This is a genomic window from Streptomyces cinnamoneus (genome assembly GCF_002939475.1).
Taxonomy (GTDB): domain Bacteria; phylum Actinomycetota; class Actinomycetes; order Streptomycetales; family Streptomycetaceae; genus Streptomyces; species Streptomyces cinnamoneus_A.
In genome coordinates this window covers 3,374,460-3,393,458 of the sequence record NZ_PKFQ01000001.1, presented here as the reverse complement: position 1 = coordinate 3,393,458, position 18,999 = coordinate 3,374,460, and the positions used below count along the sequence as shown (strand labels likewise).

Below are 18,999 nucleotides of genomic sequence, written 5' to 3'. Positions count from 1 at the left end.
CGCAGGGCGGAGCACGAGGAAGGAGGGACGTCGAGGATGAGCCTGAGCAGGGACTTGCTGGAGAAGGATCTGTACAAGGTCCTCGGCGTCCCCAAGGACGCCACCGAGGCGGAGATCAAGAAGGCGTACCGGAAGCTCGCCCGCGAGTTCCACCCGGACGCCAACAAGGGCGACGCCTCGGCCGAGGAGCGCTTCAAGGAGATCTCCGAGGCGAACGACGTCCTCGCCGACCCCAAGCGCCGCAAGGAGTACGACGAGGCGCGCGCCCTGTTCGGCAACGGCGGCTTCCGTCCCGGGCCGGGCGGTGCCGGCGGCTCCTTCAACTTCGACCTGGGCGACCTCTTCGGGGGCGCCCAGGGCGGAGCGGGAGCGGGCGGCTTCGGCGGCGGTCTGGGCGACGTCTTCGGCGGCCTCTTCAACCGGGGCACGACGACCCGCACCCAGCCGCGCCGCGGCCAGGACGTCGAGTCCGAGGTCTCGCTGAGCTTCGCCGAGGCGGTGGAGGGGGCCACGGTCCCGCTCCGGATGTCCTCCTCGGCGGCCTGCAAGGCGTGCTCGGGCACGGGCGACAAGAACGGTACGCCGCGCGTCTGCCCCACCTGCGTCGGCACCGGCCAGGTGTCGCGCGGCGCGGGCGGCGGCTTCTCGCTGACCGACCCCTGCCCCGACTGCCGGGGGCGCGGGCTGATCCCCGAGCACCCCTGCGACGTCTGCAACGGCAGCGGCCGGGCCAAGTCCTCCCGCACGATGCAGGTCCGCATCCCGGCCGGCGTCTTGGACGGCCAGCGGATCCGGCTGCGCGGCAAGGGCGCCCCGGGTGAGCGCGGCGGTCCGGCCGGCGACCTCTACGTCATCGTCCACGTCGGCTCGCACCCGGTCTTCGGCCGCAAGGGCGACAACCTCACCGTCACCGTGCCCGTCACCTTCGTGGAGGCGGCGCTGGGTGGCGAGGTGAAGGTCCCCACGCTCGGCGGCCCGCCGGTGACGCTCAAGCTGCCGCCGGGCACGCCGGGCGGTCGTACGATGCGGGCCAGGGGCAAGGGCGCCGTGCGCAAGGACGGCACCCGCGGCGACCTCCTCGTGACCGTCGAGGTGGCCGTGCCCCAGAGCCTCGGGGACAAGGCCCGGGAAGCCCTGGAGACCTACCGCGAGGCCACGGCGGGTGAGGACCCGCGGGCAGAACTGTTCCAGGCCGCGAAGGGAGAGTGACCCCCATGGAAGGTGTGGGCCGCCGGCGCAATCCGTACGAGCTGACCGACGAGTCGCCGGTCTACGTCATCTCCGTGGCGGCACAGCTGTCGGGCCTGCACCCGCAGACCCTGCGGCAGTACGACCGCCTCGGCCTGGTCTCCCCGGACCGCACGGCCGGGCGCGGCCGGCGCTATTCGGCGCGGGACATCGAACTGCTCCGCCAGGTGCAGCAGCTGAGCCAGGACGAGGGCATCAACCTGGCCGGCATCAAGCGCATCATCGAGCTGGAGAACCAGGTGGCCGCGCTGTCGGCGCGCGTCGCCGAGCTCCAGCAGGTGGTCGAGGGCGCGACCACCGCCATGCAGCAGGCCGAGGCGGCGGTCCACGCCTCGTACCGCCGGGACCTGGTGCCGTACCAGGACGTCCAGCAGGCGAGCGCGCTGGTGGTGTGGCGGCCGCGGCGGGACAGGGAGCACTGACGCTCCGCGGGACCTGGAGTTCTCGGCGAGGGGCCGGAAGGGCGAGAGCCTTTCCGGCCCCTCGCCGTATCCGCGGCGCGGCCGCTGCGGCGGGCCGGGCGGGGCCGGTGCCTCCACGAGTGCCCCGCGCACCTGGGCCGCCCTCCCGGTGGCCGAACGCCGCCCGACGTGGGGCCGCCCGACGTGGGGTTTCGCGGAGTCATCCGTAGTTATCCACAGGACTGGTGGGGGCGGCGCGAAGCAGGGACACTACGGAGTGTGACGGGGGATGACACGATGTGGCGGGCCCTGGCCGGTGGTCAGGGCGGGGTGCTGCTCACCGCGCAGGCGGGGGAGGGAGGGTGGACGCGGCCGCGGTTGCGCCGCCTGCTGGGCCGGTGCGGATGGGCGCGGATCCAGCCCGGCGCCTGGCTCGAACCGGGGCGGGCGATGGGTGTGCGCCAGTGGCTGTGGCTCCATCAACTGCTGCGGCCCGTCCTGGTGGTGAGCCACTGGGCGGCCGCGATGCTGCACGGCGTCGAGACGCGCGTCGAGCGCGTCGACTTCATCGCGCCGCCGGGGGCGGCCTGCGCGGCCGTCAGGAGCGGGGTGGTGCACCGGCTGCCGCTCGGTGAGGACGAGGTGACCACGGTGGCCGGGCTGAGAACGACCATGGTCGCGCGGACCATGGCGGACCTGCTGCGCACCGGGCCGCGTGACGACGCCCTGGTGGCGGTCGACTCGGCCTTGGGCTGGCGGCACGGCACAGGGGTGGAGCAGCGCGGTGCGCGCCGGCCGCCGCTCGCCCCGCTCGACGCGATCGGGCGGGCCCTGACCGCGGCCCCGGAGCTGCGGGGCGCCAGGACGGCGGCGTGGTGGCTGGCCATGGCGGACCCCCGGTCGGGGTCCCCGGCCGAGACGGTGGCGAGGCTGCGGATGCGCGACGCCGGGCTGTGTCCGGAGACGCAGGTGCCGCTCGTGTCGCCCGTGACGGGGCGGCGCGTGTACCCGGACTTCCTCTTCCGGGCGCAGGGCCTGGTCGTGGAGGTCGAGGGCTATGAGTGGCACGGCACCAGGGCCCAGCACCAGCGGGACGTCCTGCGGTTCAACGACCTGGCGACGTGCCCGGAGGTCCGGCGGATCCTGCGGTTCACCACGGCCGACGTCTACCGCCGGCCGGAGGGGATGATCCGGGACATCCGGCAGGCCCTGGCCGTCCGGCGCGGCCCGCCGGCGGTCGTCAGCCCCGGCCCATCGCCCGGGTGACGGTGATCTCGATGACGACGCGGTCGGGGTTGGGGCGCGGGGTGCGGCCGTAGCGCACGGCGTAGCGCTCGACCGCGTCGGCGACGACGTCGGCCTCGGTGCGGACGACTGCACGGCCTTCGAGCGTGGCCCAGCGCTTGCCCTCCATCTGGCACACGGCGACGCGGGCGCCGTCCGGGCCGGCGGCCTGGACGTTGGCGACCTTGCGGCTGTCCTTGCCGGTGATGACGCGGGCGGTTCCCGTTGCGGGGTCGTAGGTCACGCCGACAGGGACGACGTGCGGGGAGCCGTCCGGGCGGGGGGTGGTCAGGGTGCACACGTGCCGCTCGCGCCAGAAGGCCGCGTAGGCGGGGTCGGGGTTGCGGGGGTCGATCGCCATGGGGCTCAGGTTAGGGGAGGGCGCGGCCGCGCGGGTGGGGGTTCGCCTCGCTCGCCGGGGCGGCGGGCGCGGGGGCCGGTGAGGGCGCCGTCCTGGGGGGCGGGGCGCCGGCGGCCGCGCGGCTCAGGGGGCGGTGACCCCTGAGGCGCCGGACCATAGGAGAGTCCCGGGGTGGAGGCGGGGAATGCCCGGATTTCCCGGGCATGGGGGCTGCGCGGACAGGGTTGAGTGGAATAGACTCAACTTATCGCACGTTCCCTCAAGCAGGACATGACCGTGAGCACGAGGAGGAGCCCGACACCGTGGATGCCGAGCTGACCAACAAGAGCCGCGAGGCACTCAGCGCCGCGAACGACCGGGCGGTGTCGGCCGGGCACGCCGATATGACGCCCGCCCACCTGCTGCTGGCGCTGCTCGCCGGCCGGGACAACGAGAACGTGATGGACCTGCTCGCCGCCGTCGAGGCCGACGCGGCGGCCCTGCGCTCGGGTGGCGAGAGGCTGCTGGCCGGGCTCCCGAGTGCCCAGGGGTCCACCGTGGCGCCCCCGCAGCCCAACCGGGAGCTGATGGCCGCGCTGGCGGACGCCTCCGAGCGGGCGCGCGACCTCGGCGACGAGTTCATCTCCACCGAGCACCTGCTCATCGGCCTCGCGGCCAAGGGCGGCCGCACCGGTGAGCTGCTGGACCAGCAGGGCGCCTCGGCCAGGAAGCTGCTGGCCGCCTTCGAGGCCGCGCGGGGCGGGCAGCGGGTGACCACCGCGGACCCGGAGGGCACCTACAAGGCGCTGGAGAAGTTCGGCACGGACTTCACCGCGGCCGCCCGGGAGGGCAGGCTCGACCCCGTCATCGGGCGGGACCACGAGATCCGCCGCGTCGTGCAGGTGCTCTCGCGGCGCACCAAGAACAACCCCGTCCTCATCGGCGAGCCCGGCGTCGGCAAGACCGCCGTCGTCGAGGGCCTCGCCCAGCGGATAGTGAAGGGCGACGTCCCCGAGTCGCTGAAGAACAAGCGCCTGGTCGCCCTCGACCTCGGCGCGATGGTCGCGGGCGCGAAGTACCGCGGCGAGTTCGAGGAGCGGCTCAAGACCGTCCTGGCCGAGATCAAGGCCAGCGACGGGCAGATCATCACCTTCATCGACGAGCTGCACACCGTCGTGGGCGCCGGCGCCGGCGGGGACTCCGCCATGGACGCGGGCAACATGCTCAAGCCCATGCTCGCACGCGGCGAGCTGCGCATGGTCGGCGCCACCACGCTCGACGAGTACCGCGAGCGGATCGAGAAGGACGCCGCCCTGGAGCGCCGCTTCCAGCAGGTGCTGGTCGCCGAGCCGACCGTCGAGGACTCCATCGCCATCCTCCGCGGGCTCAAGGGGCGTTACGAGGCGCACCACAAGGTGCAGATCGCCGACTCCGCGCTGGTCGCCGCCGCGACCCTCTCCGACCGGTACATCACCTCCCGCTTCCTGCCCGACAAGGCCATCGACCTCGTCGACGAGGCCGCCTCGCGGCTGCGCATGGAGATCGACTCCTCACCCGTGGAGATCGACGAACTCCAGCGCGCCGTCGACCGGCTGAAGATGGAGGAGCTGGCCCTGCGGAACGAGTCCGACGAGGCCAGCAAGGAGCGGCTGGCCAAGCTGCGCCGCGACCTCGCCGACAAGGAGGAGGAGCTGCGGGGCCTGACCGCCCGCTGGGAGAAGGAGAAGCAGTCCCTCAACCGGGTCGGTGAGCTGAAGGAGCGCCTGGACGAGCTGCGGGTGCAGGCCGAGCGCGCCCAGCGCGACGGCGACTTCGACACCGCCTCCAAGCTGCTCTACGGCGAGATCCCCGGCGTCGAGCGGGAGCTGGAGGAGGCCGCGCAGGCCGAGGCCGCGGCGGAGCAGGAGGCCGCGGCCAAGGACCTCATGGTCAAGGAGGAGGTCGGCCCGGACGACATCGCCGACGTCGTCGCCTCCTGGACCGGCATCCCCGCCGGCCGCCTTCTGGAGGGCGAGACCCAGAAGCTCCTGCGCATGGAGGACGAGATCGGCAAGCGGCTGATCGGCCAGGCCGAGGCCGTCCGCGCCGTCTCCGACGCCGTGCGCCGCTCGCGGGCCGGCATCGCCGACCCCGACCGGCCGACGGGCTCGTTCCTCTTCCTCGGCCCGACCGGCGTCGGCAAGACCGAGCTGGCCAAGGCGCTCGCCGACTTCCTCTTCGACGACGAGCGGGCCATGGTCCGCATCGACATGAGCGAGTACGGCGAGAAGCACTCCGTCGCCCGGCTGGTCGGCGCCCCGCCCGGCTACGTCGGCTACGAGGAGGGCGGCCAGCTCACCGAGGCCGTGCGCCGCCGCCCGTACAGCGTGGTCCTGCTGGACGAGGTGGAGAAGGCCCACCACGAGGTCTTCGACATCCTCCTCCAGGTCCTCGACGACGGCCGGCTCACCGACGGCCAGGGCAGGACGGTGGACTTCCGCAACACCATCCTGATCCTGACCTCCAACCTCGGCTCGGTCTTCCTCGTCGACCCGCTGCTGAAGGAGGAGCAGAAGCGGGAGAAGGTGCTGGAGATCGTCCGGGCCTCGTTCCGGCCCGAGTTCCTGAACCGGCTCGACGACGTGGTCGTCTTCCACCCCCTCGGCGCCGAGCAACTGGAGCGGATCGCAAGGATCCAGATCGGCCACCTCCAGCGCCGTCTCGCCGACCGCCGGCTCACGCTCGAGGTCGCCGACGCGGCGCTCGGCTGGCTGGCCACCCTGGGTCACGAACCGGAGGCGGAGGGCGGCGCCGCGCCCGACCTCACCTACGGCGCCCGGCCGCTGCGCCGGCTGGTGCAGACCGCCATCGGCGATCAGCTGGCCCGCGCGATCCTGGCCGGCGACGTCCGCGACGGCGACACGGTCGTGGTGGACCGGGCGCCGGACGGCGCCGACGGGCTCGTGGTCACCGCCCGCCGTTAGGCCAGGGCAACCAGCCCAAACGGGTCCCCGGGCGGATCACCCCGCGCGAGGGGTTGCGGCCCGGGGGCCTGTGTGAGGGAGGATGGCGGGAGACCGTACGAAGGGAAGAACCGGTGAGCATCGACCCGTCCTCGATTCCTAATTTCGGGGGCCAGCCCGAACCGCAGCCCGAGGCGGGCCCGAGCGGTCCCGTCATCCCCGACCAGGACCTGGTCAAGCAGCTCCTCGAGCAGATGGAGCTGAAGTACGTCGTGGACGACGAGGGCGACCTCGCCGCCCCGTGGGAGCAGTTCCGCACGTACTTCATGTTCCGCGGCGAGGACGAGCAGCAGGTCTTCTCCGTGCGGACGTTCTACGACCGCCCGCACGGCATCGATGAGAAGTCCAAGCTCCTCGAGGTGATCGACGACTGGAACCGTCGCACGCTGTGGCCGAAGGTCTACACGCACACCCACGACGACGGCACCGTCCGCCTCATCGGCGAGGCGCAGATGCTGATCGGCGTCGGGGTGTCCCTGGAGCACTTCGTGTCCAGCACGGTCAGCTGGGTGCGGGCCTCGATCGAGTTCGACAAGTGGCTCGTCGAGCAGCTCGGCCTGGAGGCCGACATCGAGTCCGGCGACGACAAGCCGGACGACGAGGCCTGAGCGTCCCGCCCGGGGCTCACATGGGGACCCTGGCCACGGCCAGCAGATAGGTCCCGTAGAAGAACGACAGCCCGGCCAGCGCGCCCGCCGTCACGGCGAGCGTGCGGGGCCGGGCTTTCGCCATCGCCATGGCCGCCGGGACGAGCAGCGGGAAGGCCGGCAGCAGGAACCGCGGCTTGGAGGCGAAGTAGCTGGAGCCGCCCACCGCGATGACGACCAGCACCAGCACGTACACCAGCAGCGGCGCGGGCGGCCGGTGCAGGGCCAGGTGGAGGAGCGCCAGCAGCGCCACGGCCAGGACGGCCACGGTCGCGTAGTAGGCCAGGTAGTCCCGGGCGACGATCAGGTGCCGGACGAACCGGAAGGCGTCCCGCCCGAAGTCGAAGCGCGACCCCCACCGCCGCTGCACCGCGAAGTAGCCCAGCGGGCCGTCGCCCGAGCGGACGCCCGCCCACAGGACGTAGCCGGCCCAGCCCAGCGGGGCCAGACCCGCCGCCGCCCACGGCCGCCAGTCCCGCCGGGTCCGCGCATCCCGCCACAGCGCCAGCGCGACGGCGCACCAGACGGCGGCGGCGACGGCGATGGCGTTGGGCCGTGACAGCCCCGCCAGCAGCGCCAGGCCCCCCGCCCACAGCCACCGGCCCGTGAGCAGGGCGTAGAGCGCCCACGCGGCCAGCGCCGTCATCAGGGACTCGGTGTAGGCCATGGTCTGCACGATCGCGTGCGGCAGCAGCCCCCACAGCAGCACCAGGAACGTCCCTGCCCGCCGCCCGTACAGCCGCTCGCCCACCGCGTAGACGCCCCAGGCGGCGAGGGCCGCCGAGGCCCAGGCGACCAGCAGGCCCGCGCTGACGACCGTCAGCGGCAGCACCGTCGCCACGGCCCGCACCAGGCCGGGGTAGAGCGGGAAGAAGGCGAGGTCGTTGAAGATGACGCCCTTGGTGGTGGGGGAGGGCAGGACCAGGCCGTAGCCGTTGCGGGCGATGCCGGTGTACCAGATGCCGTCCCAGAGGTGGCCCAGCAGCGTGCGCGGGTGCTTGCCGATCCACCACGCCCACGCGGCCATGACCGTCATCCCGGTCAGCCGCGCGGCGGCGTACATCCCGAGTGCCGGCAGGGCCCGGCGCAGTGCTTCGCGCACCCGGTCCACGCGGTCGGCGTGCCCGCTGCCGGGGGCACGGCGTGGTTGGGGCGTTCGGACGGGTGCTGCGTCTCCTTGAACGGCCGGGCCGGCGGACACGGGGCACCTCCGGTGCTGTGCGGGACGGTGGGGGCATACCGACCATGCGGCCCGTGCCTCGTGCGCGCGACCAGGAACGCCCGTAAGCGGTGCGCCTTCCACCCGCTCGGGCGCACGCCGGTGTGTCGGAGCGCGCCCGGACCGGTGGGTGTGCCGGGGCCGTGCGCCTGCCGAGCGCACGGGCCTAGGGTGAGCCCGATCGGCTGAACTGGCGTGGGACCGAGGGAAAGCGGGATCGGGATGGTCAGGGAAAACGTGTGGGGCCCGGCGGCGCGGGTGCGGGGAATGGGCACGTCGGTCTTCACGGAGATGACCGAGCTGGCGCGGAGCACCGGGGCGGTCAACCTGGGCCAGGGCGTGCCGGAGCTGGACGGTCCCGCGCCGCTGTTGCGGGAGGTGGCGGACGCGGTCCTCGCGGGCGGCAACCAGTACCCGCCCGCCCACGGCTTCCCGGCGCTGCGCGAGGCGGTCGCCGCGCACCAGCGCAGGCGGTACGGCCTGGACTACACGCCGCAGGGCGAGGTGCTGGTGACCACCGGTGCCACGGAGGCGCTGGCGGCGGCGCTGCTGGCGCTGTGCGATCCGGGCGACGAGGTCATCGCCTTCGACCCGTGCTACGACGCCTATCCCGCCGGGGCGCGCCTGGCGGGCGCCCACCTGGTGCCCGTGCCGCTGGCCGAGGACACCACGGGGCGGGCGACGGGCTTCGTGCTGGACGCCGACGCGCTGCGGTCGGCGGTGACCCCGCGCACGCGCGTCCTGCTGCTCAACACGCCGCACAACCCCACCGGGAAGGTGTTCACGGCCGACGAGCTGGCCGCCGTGGCGGAGGTCTGCCGGGAGCACGACCTGACGGTGGTGACCGACGAGGTCTACGAGCACCTGGTCTACGACGGCGGCGAGCACCGGACGATCGCAGCCCTGCCGGGGATGCGGGAGCGGACGCTCACGATCTCCTCGGCGGGCAAGACCTTCAACGTCACCGGCTGGAAGGTCGGCTGGGTGTGCGGCCCGGCGGACCTGGTGGCGGCGGTGGGGTCGGCGAAGCAGTTCCTCACCTACGCCTCCGGCACGCCCTACCAGGAGGCGCTCGCGCGGGCCCTGGGGGGCGTGGAGGCGTGGGCCGCGGAGCTGCGGACGACGCTGCGGCGCAACCGGGACGTGTTGAGCGAGGGGCTCGCCAGGGCCGGATTGCGGCCCTATCGCGCGGAAGCCGGTTATTTCGTGCAGGCGGACATCCGCGCGTGGGGGCACGCGGACGGCGTGCGTTTCTGCCGTGAACTCCCTTTGCGCGCCGGGGTGGTGGCAATTCCCACGTCCGCCTTCCAGTTGCGCCCCGACGCCCCCTCCTATCTGGTGCGTTTCTCCTTCTGCAAGCGGGAGAAGTCGGTGGCCGAGGCCGTGGAGAAGCTGGTCAGCGCGGTTTGATCAGGCGATTGTGCAAGTGGCCCATGACCGGCCGCATATGCGTGCGGCGGACCTTTCGAATCCGCCGCACGCCGGTCTGTTGAACATTTGAACTGCATGGCCCTCGCGTGGATGGAAAGTTGCAGATGATGGGTAAAACCGCTGTGGGCGCCGTCCTTTCGTGATTCCCTCTCTTTCAGAGCCACGTTGAGAGACAACTCCTCGGATTCCCCGGAAGCCCGGAATCGCATCCGCCGGATCGGCGCGAACGGAACGAACGGAAGAACGGAAACGAGGAGCCTCGAATGTGGGCATGAGCCGGCGCACTCGAAAGGAATCTGGTCCTCCTCGGGGCGGGCCGGCCCACCCTCCACTGCTCGCTCGCGGAGCCGACCCATGCTCACCACCCTCAAGACCGCCTACACCGATACCCGCGCCGCGGACCTCGCCTGGTGTCTGGGGAAGGAACCCCTTCCCGCGCTGGCCGTCCTCGACCTCCACCTGGCGGGATCCGCCGTGCAACTGCGCCTGCTGGGCGCCTCCCACCAGGTCATACTCGAAGAGGACGACGGTCTCTGTTCGGAGACCGTCGCCTGCATACCCGGCAGCCAGACCCCGCTGCCCCTGGGCGTGGCCAAGCGGGTCGGCGCATGGGAGTACGAATTCGCCGCGCGCGTCGAGACGCTCTCGCCCTGTTCCTTCGCGGGGCGCGCGCAGGAGCTGCTGGCGCTGGTCGCCGAGCACCCCCACGGCCTGGCCGGAACGTTTCCCGGCAGCCCGCACGCCTTCACGGCGCTGCTCGCCCAGCGGTCCGACGGCCAGATGAGTTGGCGCACCTGGCACGCCTATCCGCAGGAAAGACGCCTGGTCACCACCCGGACCCGGGTGGGCGTGCGCATGACCGCCCCCCTGTGACGGTCACCCGGCGACGGAGCATTGAACCCGTGTGGGTGACAAGGGGGTGCCGACTCGTGACGTAGCGTTCCCGCATGGTTCCCCGCCCGGTGCCGGCGCGGCTGCCCGTACCGGCCGAGCTCGGCCGCCTCCTCGTCCTCACCACCGTCTTCATCTGCGCCGCCTGCGGCCTGGTGTACGAGCTGGAACTGGTCGCCCTGGCCTCCTACTTGATCGGCGACTCCGTCACCCAGGCGTCCGTCGTCCTCTCCGTCATGGTCTTCGCCATGGGTGTCGGCTCCCTGCTCGCCAAGCGCCTGCGGGCCCGCGCGGCCCTCGGCTTCGCGGCGATCGAGGCGGTGCTGGCCCTGACCGGCGGGCTGTCCGCCATGGCGCTCTACGCCTGCTTCGCCTGGTTCGGGCAGGCCCGTCTGGCGCTGGTGGGTTTCTCGCTGGCGATCGGCGTGCTGATCGGTGCCGAGGTGCCGCTCCTGATGACCCTCATCCAGCGCATCCGCCGGCAGGACGCGGGCGGCGCGGTCGCCGACCTGTTCGCCGCCGACTACGTGGGCGCGCTGGTCGGCGGGCTCGCCTTCCCCTTCCTGCTGCTGCCGGTGCTGGGGCAGTTGACGGGTGCCCTGGTCACGGGCGCGGTCAACGCCGTCGCCGGCGGGGTGCTCGTGCTCTGGCTCTTCCGGCGCGACCTGACCGTACGGGCGCTGTGGCTGCTCGTCGCGGTGAACGCGCTGGTCCTGGCGCTGCTGGGCGTCTGCTCGGCGCTCACCGGTCCGTTCGAGCGGGCCGCGCGGCAGGCGGTGTACGGGGCCGAGGTCAAGGTGGCCGTCCACTCCGACGTCCAGGAGGTCGTGCTCACCGGGGGCGGCGCGAGCGGCCAGCCGCTCTCGCTCTTCCTCGACGGCCGGCTGAGGGTCAGCGGCAACGACGACTGCCGCTACCACGAGGCGCTCGTCCACCCCGCGATGGCCGGCCCGCACCGTCGCGTCCTCGTCCTGGGCGGCGGTGACGGCCTCGCCGTGCGGGAGGTCCTGCGCTATCCGGACGTCGCCTCGGTGACGGTCGTCGAGGAGGACGCGGCCGTCCTGCGGCTGGCCCGCGCCGACCGGGACCTGGTGGCCCTCAACGGCGCCGCCTACCGCGACCCGCGCGTGCGGGTCGTCACCGCCGACGCGTTCGACTGGTTGCGCTCCTCGCGCGGGCAGGAGGCGGGCCCGTACGACGTGGTGGTCTCCGACCTGCCCGACCCCGGCGTCACGCCCAGCGCCAAGCTGTACTCGCAGGAGTTCTACGGCCTCGTCACGCGCTCCCTCGCCCCCGGCGGGCGCCTGGCGATCCACGGCGGTGACCTGTCGGCCCGCCCGCACACCTTCTGGACCGTGGACGCCACGGTCCGCTCCGTGGGGCTGGCGACCGAGCCCTACCGGGTCATGGCGCCGCCGGCCAGGGACACCCGGCGGCAGGACTGGGGGCTGCTGCTCGCCTCCCGCTCGCCCGCCCCGCTGCGACTGCCGGAGGCGCGTCCGGCGCTGCGCACCCTCACGCCGCACCGGTTGCGCCGGCTGGCGTGGGCCGCCGAGCGCGGACGGCAGCCGTCGCCGCCGCCGTCGACGCTCATGCATCCCCGCTACGGCGAGCCGTAGCGGTGACGGCGCCGGAAGGCGCCGGGGGAGTCACCGGCCCGGTGGTGGAAGAACTTCGAGAAGTTGGCGGCGTCGTCGAAGCCCAGCTGCCCGGCGATCCGGGCGGCGGGCAGGTCGCTGTGCGCCAGCAGCCGTCTGGCCTCCAGCATCACGCGCCGGTCGATGAACTCCTTCGCGCCCACCCCGGCCGCCGCCAGCGTCGCCCGCGTGAGGGTGCGGGGGGCGTAGCCGAGCTCACGGGCGTAGTCCGCGACCCGGTGGCGGGTGGCGAAGCCGCGCTCGACGGCGGCGCGGAACCGGACGAACGCCTCGGCGGGTGCCGGGACACCGCTCGCGGCGGCGGTGCCGTGTGCGAGGCGCAGCACCAGCACGGACAGCAGGTGGCGCAGGACGTCGGCGTGGATGCCGGGCGGCAGCCGGCTTCCGGTGCGGAAGTCGGTGGCCAGGTGGCGCACGGCGCAGAAGACGGCCTCCCGGTCGTCGCCGACGGGCCGCCACAGCACCGGCCGGAACGGTTCGTCGGCCACCTCCGAGACGGCGGTCCCCGGCGGCAGGAAGCCGGGCTGGACGAGCACGACCGTGCCCTCGACGGCCGCGACGTCGCCGAACTGCTGCACCTGGCCGGGGCGGACCCACAGCACGGAACCGGCGTCGAGGGTGTGCGCGGTGAAGTCCACGGTGTGGACGGCCGAGCCGGAGTCCACGGCGACGATCTGGTGGAAGTCCAGCCGCTGCGGCCGGGGCAGCAGCCCTTCGGGGGCCCGCTCGCGCAGCTCGGCGAGGGTCAGCACCTCCACGCCCGCGGGGGTGCCGGGCGGGGCGTCGTAGGCGAGTTCGACGATCTCGCCGCCTTCGCCGTCGGGGGCATCGTGTCGTTTTTTCACCATGAGCAGGCGCGAGCCTATCTGGCTGCCGTCCGGTCGCACCCCTAGCGTGGTGATTAAGGACAAGAACGGTTCAACGATAAACAGGAGTACCCATGGTCAGGATCGCCCTCTTCGGCGCCACCGGAACGATCGGCAGCCGCGTCCTGCGCGAGGCGCTGGAGCGCGGCCACCAGGTCACGGCCGTCGTCCGTGACCCCGCCAAGCTCACCGAGCGGCACCCGGGACTCAAGGTCACCACCGGCGACGTGCTCGACCCGGCGTCGGTGGCCGCCGCCGCCGAGGGCCAGGACGTGGTGGTCAGCGCGGTGGGCGGCGGCGACGGCCCCGGTCACGTGGCGACCATCGAGCCCGCGGCGAAGTCCCTGGTCGCCGGGGTGCGCTCGCTCGGCGCCATGGCACCGCGGCTCATCGCGGTCGGCGGCGCGGGCTCCCTGCGCACGCCCGCCGGCACGAAGGTCTGGGACGCCGAGGGGATCCCCGAGTTCCTGCTCCAGATCATGCACGCGCACGGCGACGCGCTCGACTACTACCGGACGGTGTCCGACGTGCGCTGGACCAACCTCAGCCCCGCCGGCACGATCGAGCCCGGCGAGCGCACGGGTGCGTACCGCACGGCCCTGGAGGACCTCGTCGTGGACGAGCAGGGCGTGAGCCGCATCTCCGCCGAGGACTACGCGGTGGCGCTCGTCGACGAGATCGAGACGCCGAAGCACGTGGGTGAGCGCTTCACGGTCGGATACTGACCGTCTTCTGACGGAAAGTTCGATCGGAGTCGACCGGGCGGGTACTGGTGCGGGGCCCGGTGGGTAGGCTCGCTAGCTATGGAGCATGAGGTGTTCGTTCCGTTTCCCGTCGGCGCGGTGCGGCGGGTCCTGAGCGATCCCGCGCGCGTCGCGCGGTGCGTGCCCGGCCTGCAGCAGGACGCTTCGGCCGGCACCACGCTCACGGGGCGGCTGCGACTGCGCATCGGCGGTTCCACGATCACCTACCGGGGAGCGCTGCGCCTGACCGAGCGGGACGGCGTCTACGAGCTGTCCGGCGAGGGCACGGAGGCGCGGGGGTCCGGCACGGTGACGATCGCGCTGAGCGCCCTGCCCGAGGAGATGCCGGGCGGCACCCGGCTGAGCTGCACGGGCACGGTCGGCGGCGCGGGCCGGCTCGCGGAGTTCGACGCGAAGACGGCCGAGTCGGCGGCCCGCCGGCTGCTGGACCGCTTCGCGGCGGCGCTGGCGGAGGAGCTGCGCGAGGACGAGGTCCGGCTGCCGTCGCTGGACGCGCCGGCCCCGGGCGAGCCCGCCGACCCGGAGGACCCCGACGACATGGGCCCCGAGGACTCCGACGACTCCGAGGACGGCCTCGACGGGGACGCCCTGGACGACGAGCCGCCGGCCGAGGCGGCACACGCCCGCCGCACCATGATCGGCCGCAGTGCGGAAGAGGTCGACCACGCCCCGCCCCGCGGCCGCTACGCCCCCGTCCCGGCCCCGGAGACCACCTCCGGCACCGCCGTGCTGCGCTGGGCGGCCCCCGCGGCGGCGCTCGCGCTGGCCGGCGCGGTCGTGGTCACCCGGGTGCTGCGGCGCAAGCACTAGCGGGCGCGGCAACGGCGCGCACCGCCACGGCCGGAGCCCCTAATGTCGTGAACGTGAGCGACATGACGAATATCAGCGCACCCCAGCCGGTACGGCTGGCCGCCGGCGACGCCGAAGTGACCGTGGACCCCGCGGGCGGCTGCCGCCTCAGCAGCCTCACGATCGCCGGCACCGAACTCCTCCGCCAGGGGGAGCGGTACGGCGCCTTCCCGATGGTCCCCTGGTGCGGCCGCATCGCCCTCGGCCGCTTCCGCAACGGCGGCGACGTCCACCAGATGCCCCTCAACGCCGCGCCCCACGCCATCCACGGCACCGGCCGGGACGCCGCCTGGCGCACCGCCCGTGCCGACAAGCGCTCCGCCGCGTTCACGTACGACCTCGCCGAGCCGTGGCCGTACAGCGGACGCGTCACCCAGTTGGTGGAGCTGAGCGAGGATTCCCTGACCCTGACCATGGGCGTCGAGACCTACGGCGACTCCTTTCCGGCGCAGGCCGGCTGGCACCCGTGGTTCCTGCGGAACCTCGGCAGCGGCAAGGACGTGGAGCTCGACTTCGCCGCCGCCTGGCAGGAGGAGCGCGGCGCGGACCACCTGCCCACCGGCCACCGGATCGACCCGCGGCCCGGCCCCTGGGACGACTGCTTCGGGATGCCCGACGGCGTCGACGTCACCCTCACCTGGCCCGGTGCGCTGGAGCTGAAGGTCACCAGCCGGGCCGAGTGGGTCGTGGTCTACGACGAGCAGACCGAGGCGGTCTGCGTGGAGCCGCAGTCCGGTCCGCCGAACGGTCTCAACACCGATCCCCGCCTGGTCACGCCCATCGATCCGCTCGAAATCTCCACGACGTGGAGCTGGCGGTCCCTGGCCTAAGCTCATGGCCATGACCGACGCACGTGACGCCCTGCTTCAGCAGATCAAGGACAAGGCCGTGGTCCACGGCAAGGTGACCCTCTCCTCCGGCAAGGAGGCCGACTACTACATCGACCTGCGCCGGATCACCCTGGACGCCGAGGCGGCGCCGCTGGTCGGCCAGGTGATGCTGGACGCCACGGCGGACCTGGCCTTCGACGCCGTCGGCGGCCTCACCCTGGGCGCGGACCCGGTCGCCACCTCGATGCTGCACGCGGCCGCCGCGCGCGGCCGCAAGCTCGACGCGTTCGTGGTCCGCAAGGCCCAGAAGACGCACGGCATGCAGCGCCGCATCGAGGGCCCGGACATCAAGGGCCGTCGCGTGCTCGTCGTCGAGGACACCTCCACGACCGGCGGCTCCCCGCTGACCGCCGTCGAGGCGGCGCGTGAGGCCGGCGCCGAGGTCGTCGCCGTGGCGACGATCGTCGACCGCGGCGCCGAGCAGGCCATCCAGGACGCCGGGCTGCGCTATGTGACCGGCTACTCCCTGGGGGACCTCGGGCTGGGCTGACCTGCTCGTTCGCCGGACGGCGGATCAGGGGGGCGTGGTTTCACGTGAAACCACGCCCCCCTCATATGAGCGTGGTGAGCCTCATGTGGAGTAATACGGGGAGTCTGGGAAGATGGGGGCGACGATGACCGTCGCCCCCTAGGTCAGGGCCCGTATTTCGCCCGTACCCGCACATCACAAGGAGCGGACAGATGCCCATCGCAACCCCCGAGATCTACAACGAGATGCTCGACCGGGCGAAGGCAGGCAAGTTCGCCTACCCGGCCATCAACGTCACCTCGACGCAGACGCTCCACGCCGCGCTGCGCGGCTTCGCCGAGGCGGAGAGCGACGGCATCATCCAGATCTCCACGGGTGGCGCGGAGTTCCTGGGCGGCCAGTACAGCAAGGACATGGTCTCGGGCGCCGTCGCGCTCGCCGAGTTCGCGCACGTCGTCGCCAAGAAGTACCCGGTGAACATCGCGCTGCACACCGACCACTGCCCCAAGGACAAGCTGGACGGCTACGTCCGCCCGCTGCTGGCCATCTCGCAGGAGCGCGTCGCCGCCGGCCAGAACCCGCTCTTCCAGTCCCACATGTGGGACGGCTCCGCCGAGAAGCTCGACGAGAACCTCGCCATCGCCAAGGAGCTCCTCGCCGAGGCCGTGAAGGCGAAGATCATCCTTGAGGTCGAGATCACCCCGACCGGTGGCGAGGAGGACGGCGTCTCCCACGAGATCAACGACGACCTCTACACCACGGTCGCCGACGTGGAGCGCACCGCCGAGGCGCTGGGCCTGGGCGAGAAGGGCCGCTACCTGCTGGCCGCCTCCTTCGGCAACGTCCACGGCGTCTACAAGCCGGGCAACGTCGTCCTGAAGCCGGAGCTGCTGCGCGAGCTGCAGGACGGCATCGCCGCCAAGCACGGCAAGGCCGACCCGTTCGACTTCGTCTTCCACGGCGGCTCCGGCTCCACCGAGGAGGAGATCCGCACCGCGCTGGAGAACGGCGTCGTGAAGATGAACCTCGACACCGACACCCAGTACGCCTTCACCCGCCCGGTCGCGGACCACATGTTCCGCCACTACGACGGCGTCCTGAAGATCGACGGCGAGGTCGGCGACAAGAAGACCTACGACCCGCGCAGCTGGGGCAAGCTGGCCGAGGCCGGCATGGCCGAGCGCGTCACCCGCGCCTGCGCCGACCTGCGCGCCACGGGCACCAAGCTCAAGTAGGCGCCGCGCTCCCGTCGGCGCCGCGCTGACGTGAGCCCGCGCTCGCACAAGCGCCGAGGGTCCGGCACGGTTCGCCATCGCGAACCGTGCCGGGCCCTTTCCGTGCCGGTGGGCGGTCGCCCGTATGGCCGACGCGGCGGCCGCGAGGGATGATCGCGTCATGAGCGACTCCGCGCGGGACCCCCGGCGGGTGTCCCCCCGGCAGGAGCCCGCGGCCCCCACCCCCGGCGACGGGGCGTCCGCGGCGCGCATGGGCACGCCGGTGGGCCGCTGGGTGCTGCTGACGGCCGTCCTCGGCTCGGGCATGGCCATGCTCGACAGCACGGTCGTCAACGTGGCCCTGCCCCACATCGGCAGGGACCTCGACGCCGACCTGGCCGTCCTGCAGTGGACGGTCAACGCCTACATGCTCACGCTGGCCGGGCTCATCCTGCTCGGCGGGGCGCTGGGCGACCGGTTCGGGCGCCGGCGGGTGTTCGTCCTGGGCGTCGTGTGGTTCGCACTCGCGTCGTTGCTGTGCGGGCTGGCGCCGGACGCCGGGGTGCTGATCGCGGCCCGGGCCCTCCAGGGCGTGGGCGGTGCGCTGCTCACCCCTGGCTCGCTGGCCCTCATCCAAGCCGTCTTCCACCCCGACGACCGGGCCGCCGCCGTGGGGGCGTGGTCGGGACTGGGCGGCGTGGCCTCGGCCGTCGGGCCGTTCGTGGGCGGCTGGCTGGTGGACGGGCCGGGCTGGCGCTGGGTGTTCCTCATCAACCTGCCGCTGGCGGCGCTCTGCGTGCCGGTGGCGCTGCGGCACGTCCCGGAGACCCGGGACCCGGCCGCGCACGGCCGCTTCGACGTGCTGGGCGCGGCGCTCGGCGCGCTCGCGCTGGGGGCGGTGACCTATGCCCTGATCGCGGCCCCGGACCAGGGCGCCTCGCCCGCCGTGATCGTTCCGGCGGTGCTCGGAGTCCTGCTGGGATTTGCGTTCGTGTACGTCGAGGCCAGGCGCCCGGACCCCATGCTGCCGCTCGGCATCTTCCGGATCCGGCTGTTCACGTCGATCAACGTCGTCACGCTCTTCGTCTACGCGGCCTTCAGCGGCTTCTTCTTCCTCTCCGTGCTCCAGCTCCAGGTGGTCGTCGGCTGGTCCGCCCTGGAGGCCGGCACGGCCCTGCTGCCCACCACCGTGCTGATGCTGCTGCTGTCGGCCCGTTCGGGGCGGATCGCCCAGCGCGTCGGGGCCCGGATCCCGCTGACGGCGGGGCCGCTGCTGTGCGCGGCGGGGATGCTGCTGATGACCCGGGTGGGCGCCGGGGCGGTCTACTGGCGGGACGTCCTGCCCGCGCTCGTCGTGCTGGGCCTGGGCATGGTGGTGCTGGTCGCGCCGCTCACCTCCACGGTGCTGGCGTCCGTCGACGTCGCCCGGGCGGGCCTGGCCAGCGGCATCAACAACGCCGCCGCGCGGGCGGCCGGGCTGATCGCGGTGGCCGCGCTGCCACTCGCCGCGGGGATGGGCCCCGACGTCTACCGGGACCCCGCGGCGTTCTCGTCGACGTTCGCGCGGGCGATGCTCATGTGCGCCGGGGCGCTCGTGATCGGGGGCGTCCTGGGCTGGGCGACCGTCCGGGAGCCGGCCCGGCCGGGCTGCCACCCGGAGTGCGCGTACCACTGCGGTGTGTCGTCCCCGCCGCTGGACCCCGGCGAGGGGCAGGGCGTGTCCGCGGAGTAGCACCGCGCTCCCGTGAGGCGTGGCCCGGCTCGGGCCGGCCCCGGCGGAAAGCCGCACGCGCACGGCCTGGGGCGCCCGCCGGGAGCTGCGGCAG

At 73.3% G+C, this 18,999-nt stretch carries 17 protein-coding genes; 14 read left to right on the top strand and 3 right to left on the bottom strand.

Annotation, left to right across the window (positions count from 1 at the left end; genetic code table 11):
- Positions 1 to 36: 36 nt before the first annotated feature.
- From dnaJ to CYQ11_RS29535, 3 genes are all read left to right on the top strand, one after another.
- A complete protein-coding gene (gene dnaJ / locus CYQ11_RS14670) occupies positions 37 to 1,209 on the top strand; it encodes a molecular chaperone DnaJ (RefSeq protein WP_099200080.1) in 1,173 nt (390 codons plus the stop codon).
- Between the two features lie 5 nt (positions 1,210 to 1,214).
- A complete protein-coding gene (locus CYQ11_RS14665) occupies positions 1,215 to 1,670 on the top strand; it encodes a heat shock protein transcriptional repressor HspR (protein WP_099200081.1) in 456 nt (151 codons plus the stop codon).
- Positions 1,671 to 1,928: 258 nt separating this feature from the next.
- Positions 1,929 to 2,915, top strand: coding sequence for an endonuclease domain-containing protein (locus CYQ11_RS29535; RefSeq protein WP_240003465.1), 987 nt, complete (start codon positions 1,929 to 1,931; stop codon positions 2,913 to 2,915).
- Here CYQ11_RS29535 and CYQ11_RS14655 read toward each other — a convergent pair.
- The gene (locus CYQ11_RS14655) at positions 2,890 to 3,294 is read right to left on the bottom strand and encodes a pyridoxamine 5'-phosphate oxidase family protein (protein ID WP_099200082.1); all 405 of its coding nucleotides are present in this window, start codon (positions 3,292 to 3,294) and stop codon (positions 2,890 to 2,892) included. The genes CYQ11_RS29535 and CYQ11_RS14655 overlap by 26 nt on opposite strands.
- A gap of 302 nt (positions 3,295 to 3,596) precedes the next feature.
- Between CYQ11_RS14655 and clpB the strand changes: the two genes are divergently transcribed.
- Complete coding sequence (gene clpB, locus CYQ11_RS14650) at positions 3,597 to 6,236, top strand: ATP-dependent chaperone ClpB (protein WP_099200083.1); 2,640 nt, start codon at positions 3,597 to 3,599, stop codon at positions 6,234 to 6,236.
- Positions 6,237 to 6,349: 113 nt separating this feature from the next.
- Positions 6,350 to 6,883 carry a YbjN domain-containing protein gene (locus CYQ11_RS14645; RefSeq protein WP_099197315.1) on the top strand — a complete coding sequence of 178 codons (534 nt, stop codon included), beginning with the start codon at positions 6,350 to 6,352 and terminating at the stop codon, positions 6,881 to 6,883.
- A gap of 16 nt (positions 6,884 to 6,899) precedes the next feature.
- Here the strand turns inward: CYQ11_RS14645 and CYQ11_RS14640 are convergent, their stop codons facing one another.
- Positions 6,900 to 8,033, bottom strand: a complete 1,134-nt coding sequence (locus CYQ11_RS14640; RefSeq protein ID WP_099197316.1) for a hypothetical protein — start codon at positions 8,031 to 8,033, stop codon at positions 6,900 to 6,902.
- 375 nt (positions 8,034 to 8,408) lie between these two features.
- On the opposite strand from CYQ11_RS14640, the gene CYQ11_RS14635 reads away from it, so the two are divergent.
- The 3 genes from CYQ11_RS14635 (at position 8,409) to CYQ11_RS14625 (ending at position 12,082) form a co-directional block, all read left to right on the top strand.
- Positions 8,409 to 9,551, top strand: coding sequence for an aminotransferase class I/II-fold pyridoxal phosphate-dependent enzyme (locus CYQ11_RS14635; protein ID WP_240003466.1), 1,143 nt, complete (start codon positions 8,409 to 8,411; stop codon positions 9,549 to 9,551).
- Between the two features lie 375 nt (positions 9,552 to 9,926).
- Positions 9,927 to 10,445, top strand: coding sequence for a DUF2617 family protein (locus tag CYQ11_RS14630; protein ID WP_099200085.1), 519 nt, complete (start codon positions 9,927 to 9,929; stop codon positions 10,443 to 10,445).
- Between the two features lie 74 nt (positions 10,446 to 10,519).
- A complete protein-coding gene (locus tag CYQ11_RS14625) occupies positions 10,520 to 12,082 on the top strand; it encodes a polyamine aminopropyltransferase (RefSeq protein ID WP_099200086.1) in 1,563 nt (520 codons plus the stop codon).
- Here CYQ11_RS14625 and CYQ11_RS14620 read toward each other — a convergent pair.
- Positions 12,067 to 12,969: a helix-turn-helix domain-containing protein gene (locus tag CYQ11_RS14620; protein WP_099198198.1), complete on the bottom strand. Its 903-nt coding sequence runs from the start codon at positions 12,967 to 12,969 to the stop codon at positions 12,067 to 12,069. The two genes, CYQ11_RS14625 and CYQ11_RS14620, sit on opposite strands and share 16 nt — an antisense overlap.
- A 92-nt stretch (positions 12,970 to 13,061) precedes the next feature.
- On the opposite strand from CYQ11_RS14620, the gene CYQ11_RS14615 reads away from it, so the two are divergent.
- From CYQ11_RS14615 to CYQ11_RS14590, 6 genes are all read left to right on the top strand, one after another.
- A complete protein-coding gene (locus tag CYQ11_RS14615) occupies positions 13,062 to 13,712 on the top strand; it encodes an NAD(P)-dependent oxidoreductase (protein WP_099200088.1) in 651 nt (216 codons plus the stop codon).
- Between the two features lie 78 nt (positions 13,713 to 13,790).
- Complete coding sequence (locus tag CYQ11_RS14610) at positions 13,791 to 14,561, top strand: SRPBCC family protein (protein WP_099200090.1); 771 nt, start codon at positions 13,791 to 13,793, stop codon at positions 14,559 to 14,561.
- Between the two features lie 62 nt (positions 14,562 to 14,623).
- Positions 14,624 to 15,430: an aldose epimerase family protein gene (locus CYQ11_RS14605; RefSeq protein ID WP_099200257.1), complete on the top strand. Its 807-nt coding sequence runs from the start codon at positions 14,624 to 14,626 to the stop codon at positions 15,428 to 15,430.
- A gap of 4 nt (positions 15,431 to 15,434) precedes the next feature.
- Entirely contained in the window at positions 15,435 to 15,980 is a 546-nt protein-coding gene (pyrE, locus tag CYQ11_RS14600; RefSeq protein WP_181143663.1) for an orotate phosphoribosyltransferase, read from the top strand.
- A gap of 191 nt (positions 15,981 to 16,171) precedes the next feature.
- Positions 16,172 to 17,194, top strand: a complete 1,023-nt coding sequence (gene fbaA / locus CYQ11_RS14595; RefSeq protein WP_099200092.1) for a class II fructose-bisphosphate aldolase — start codon at positions 16,172 to 16,174, stop codon at positions 17,192 to 17,194.
- A 160-nt stretch (positions 17,195 to 17,354) separates the two neighbouring features.
- Entirely contained in the window at positions 17,355 to 18,905 is a 1,551-nt protein-coding gene (locus CYQ11_RS14590) for an MFS transporter (protein ID WP_099200094.1), read from the top strand.
- Positions 18,906 to 18,999 lie beyond the last annotated feature (94 nt).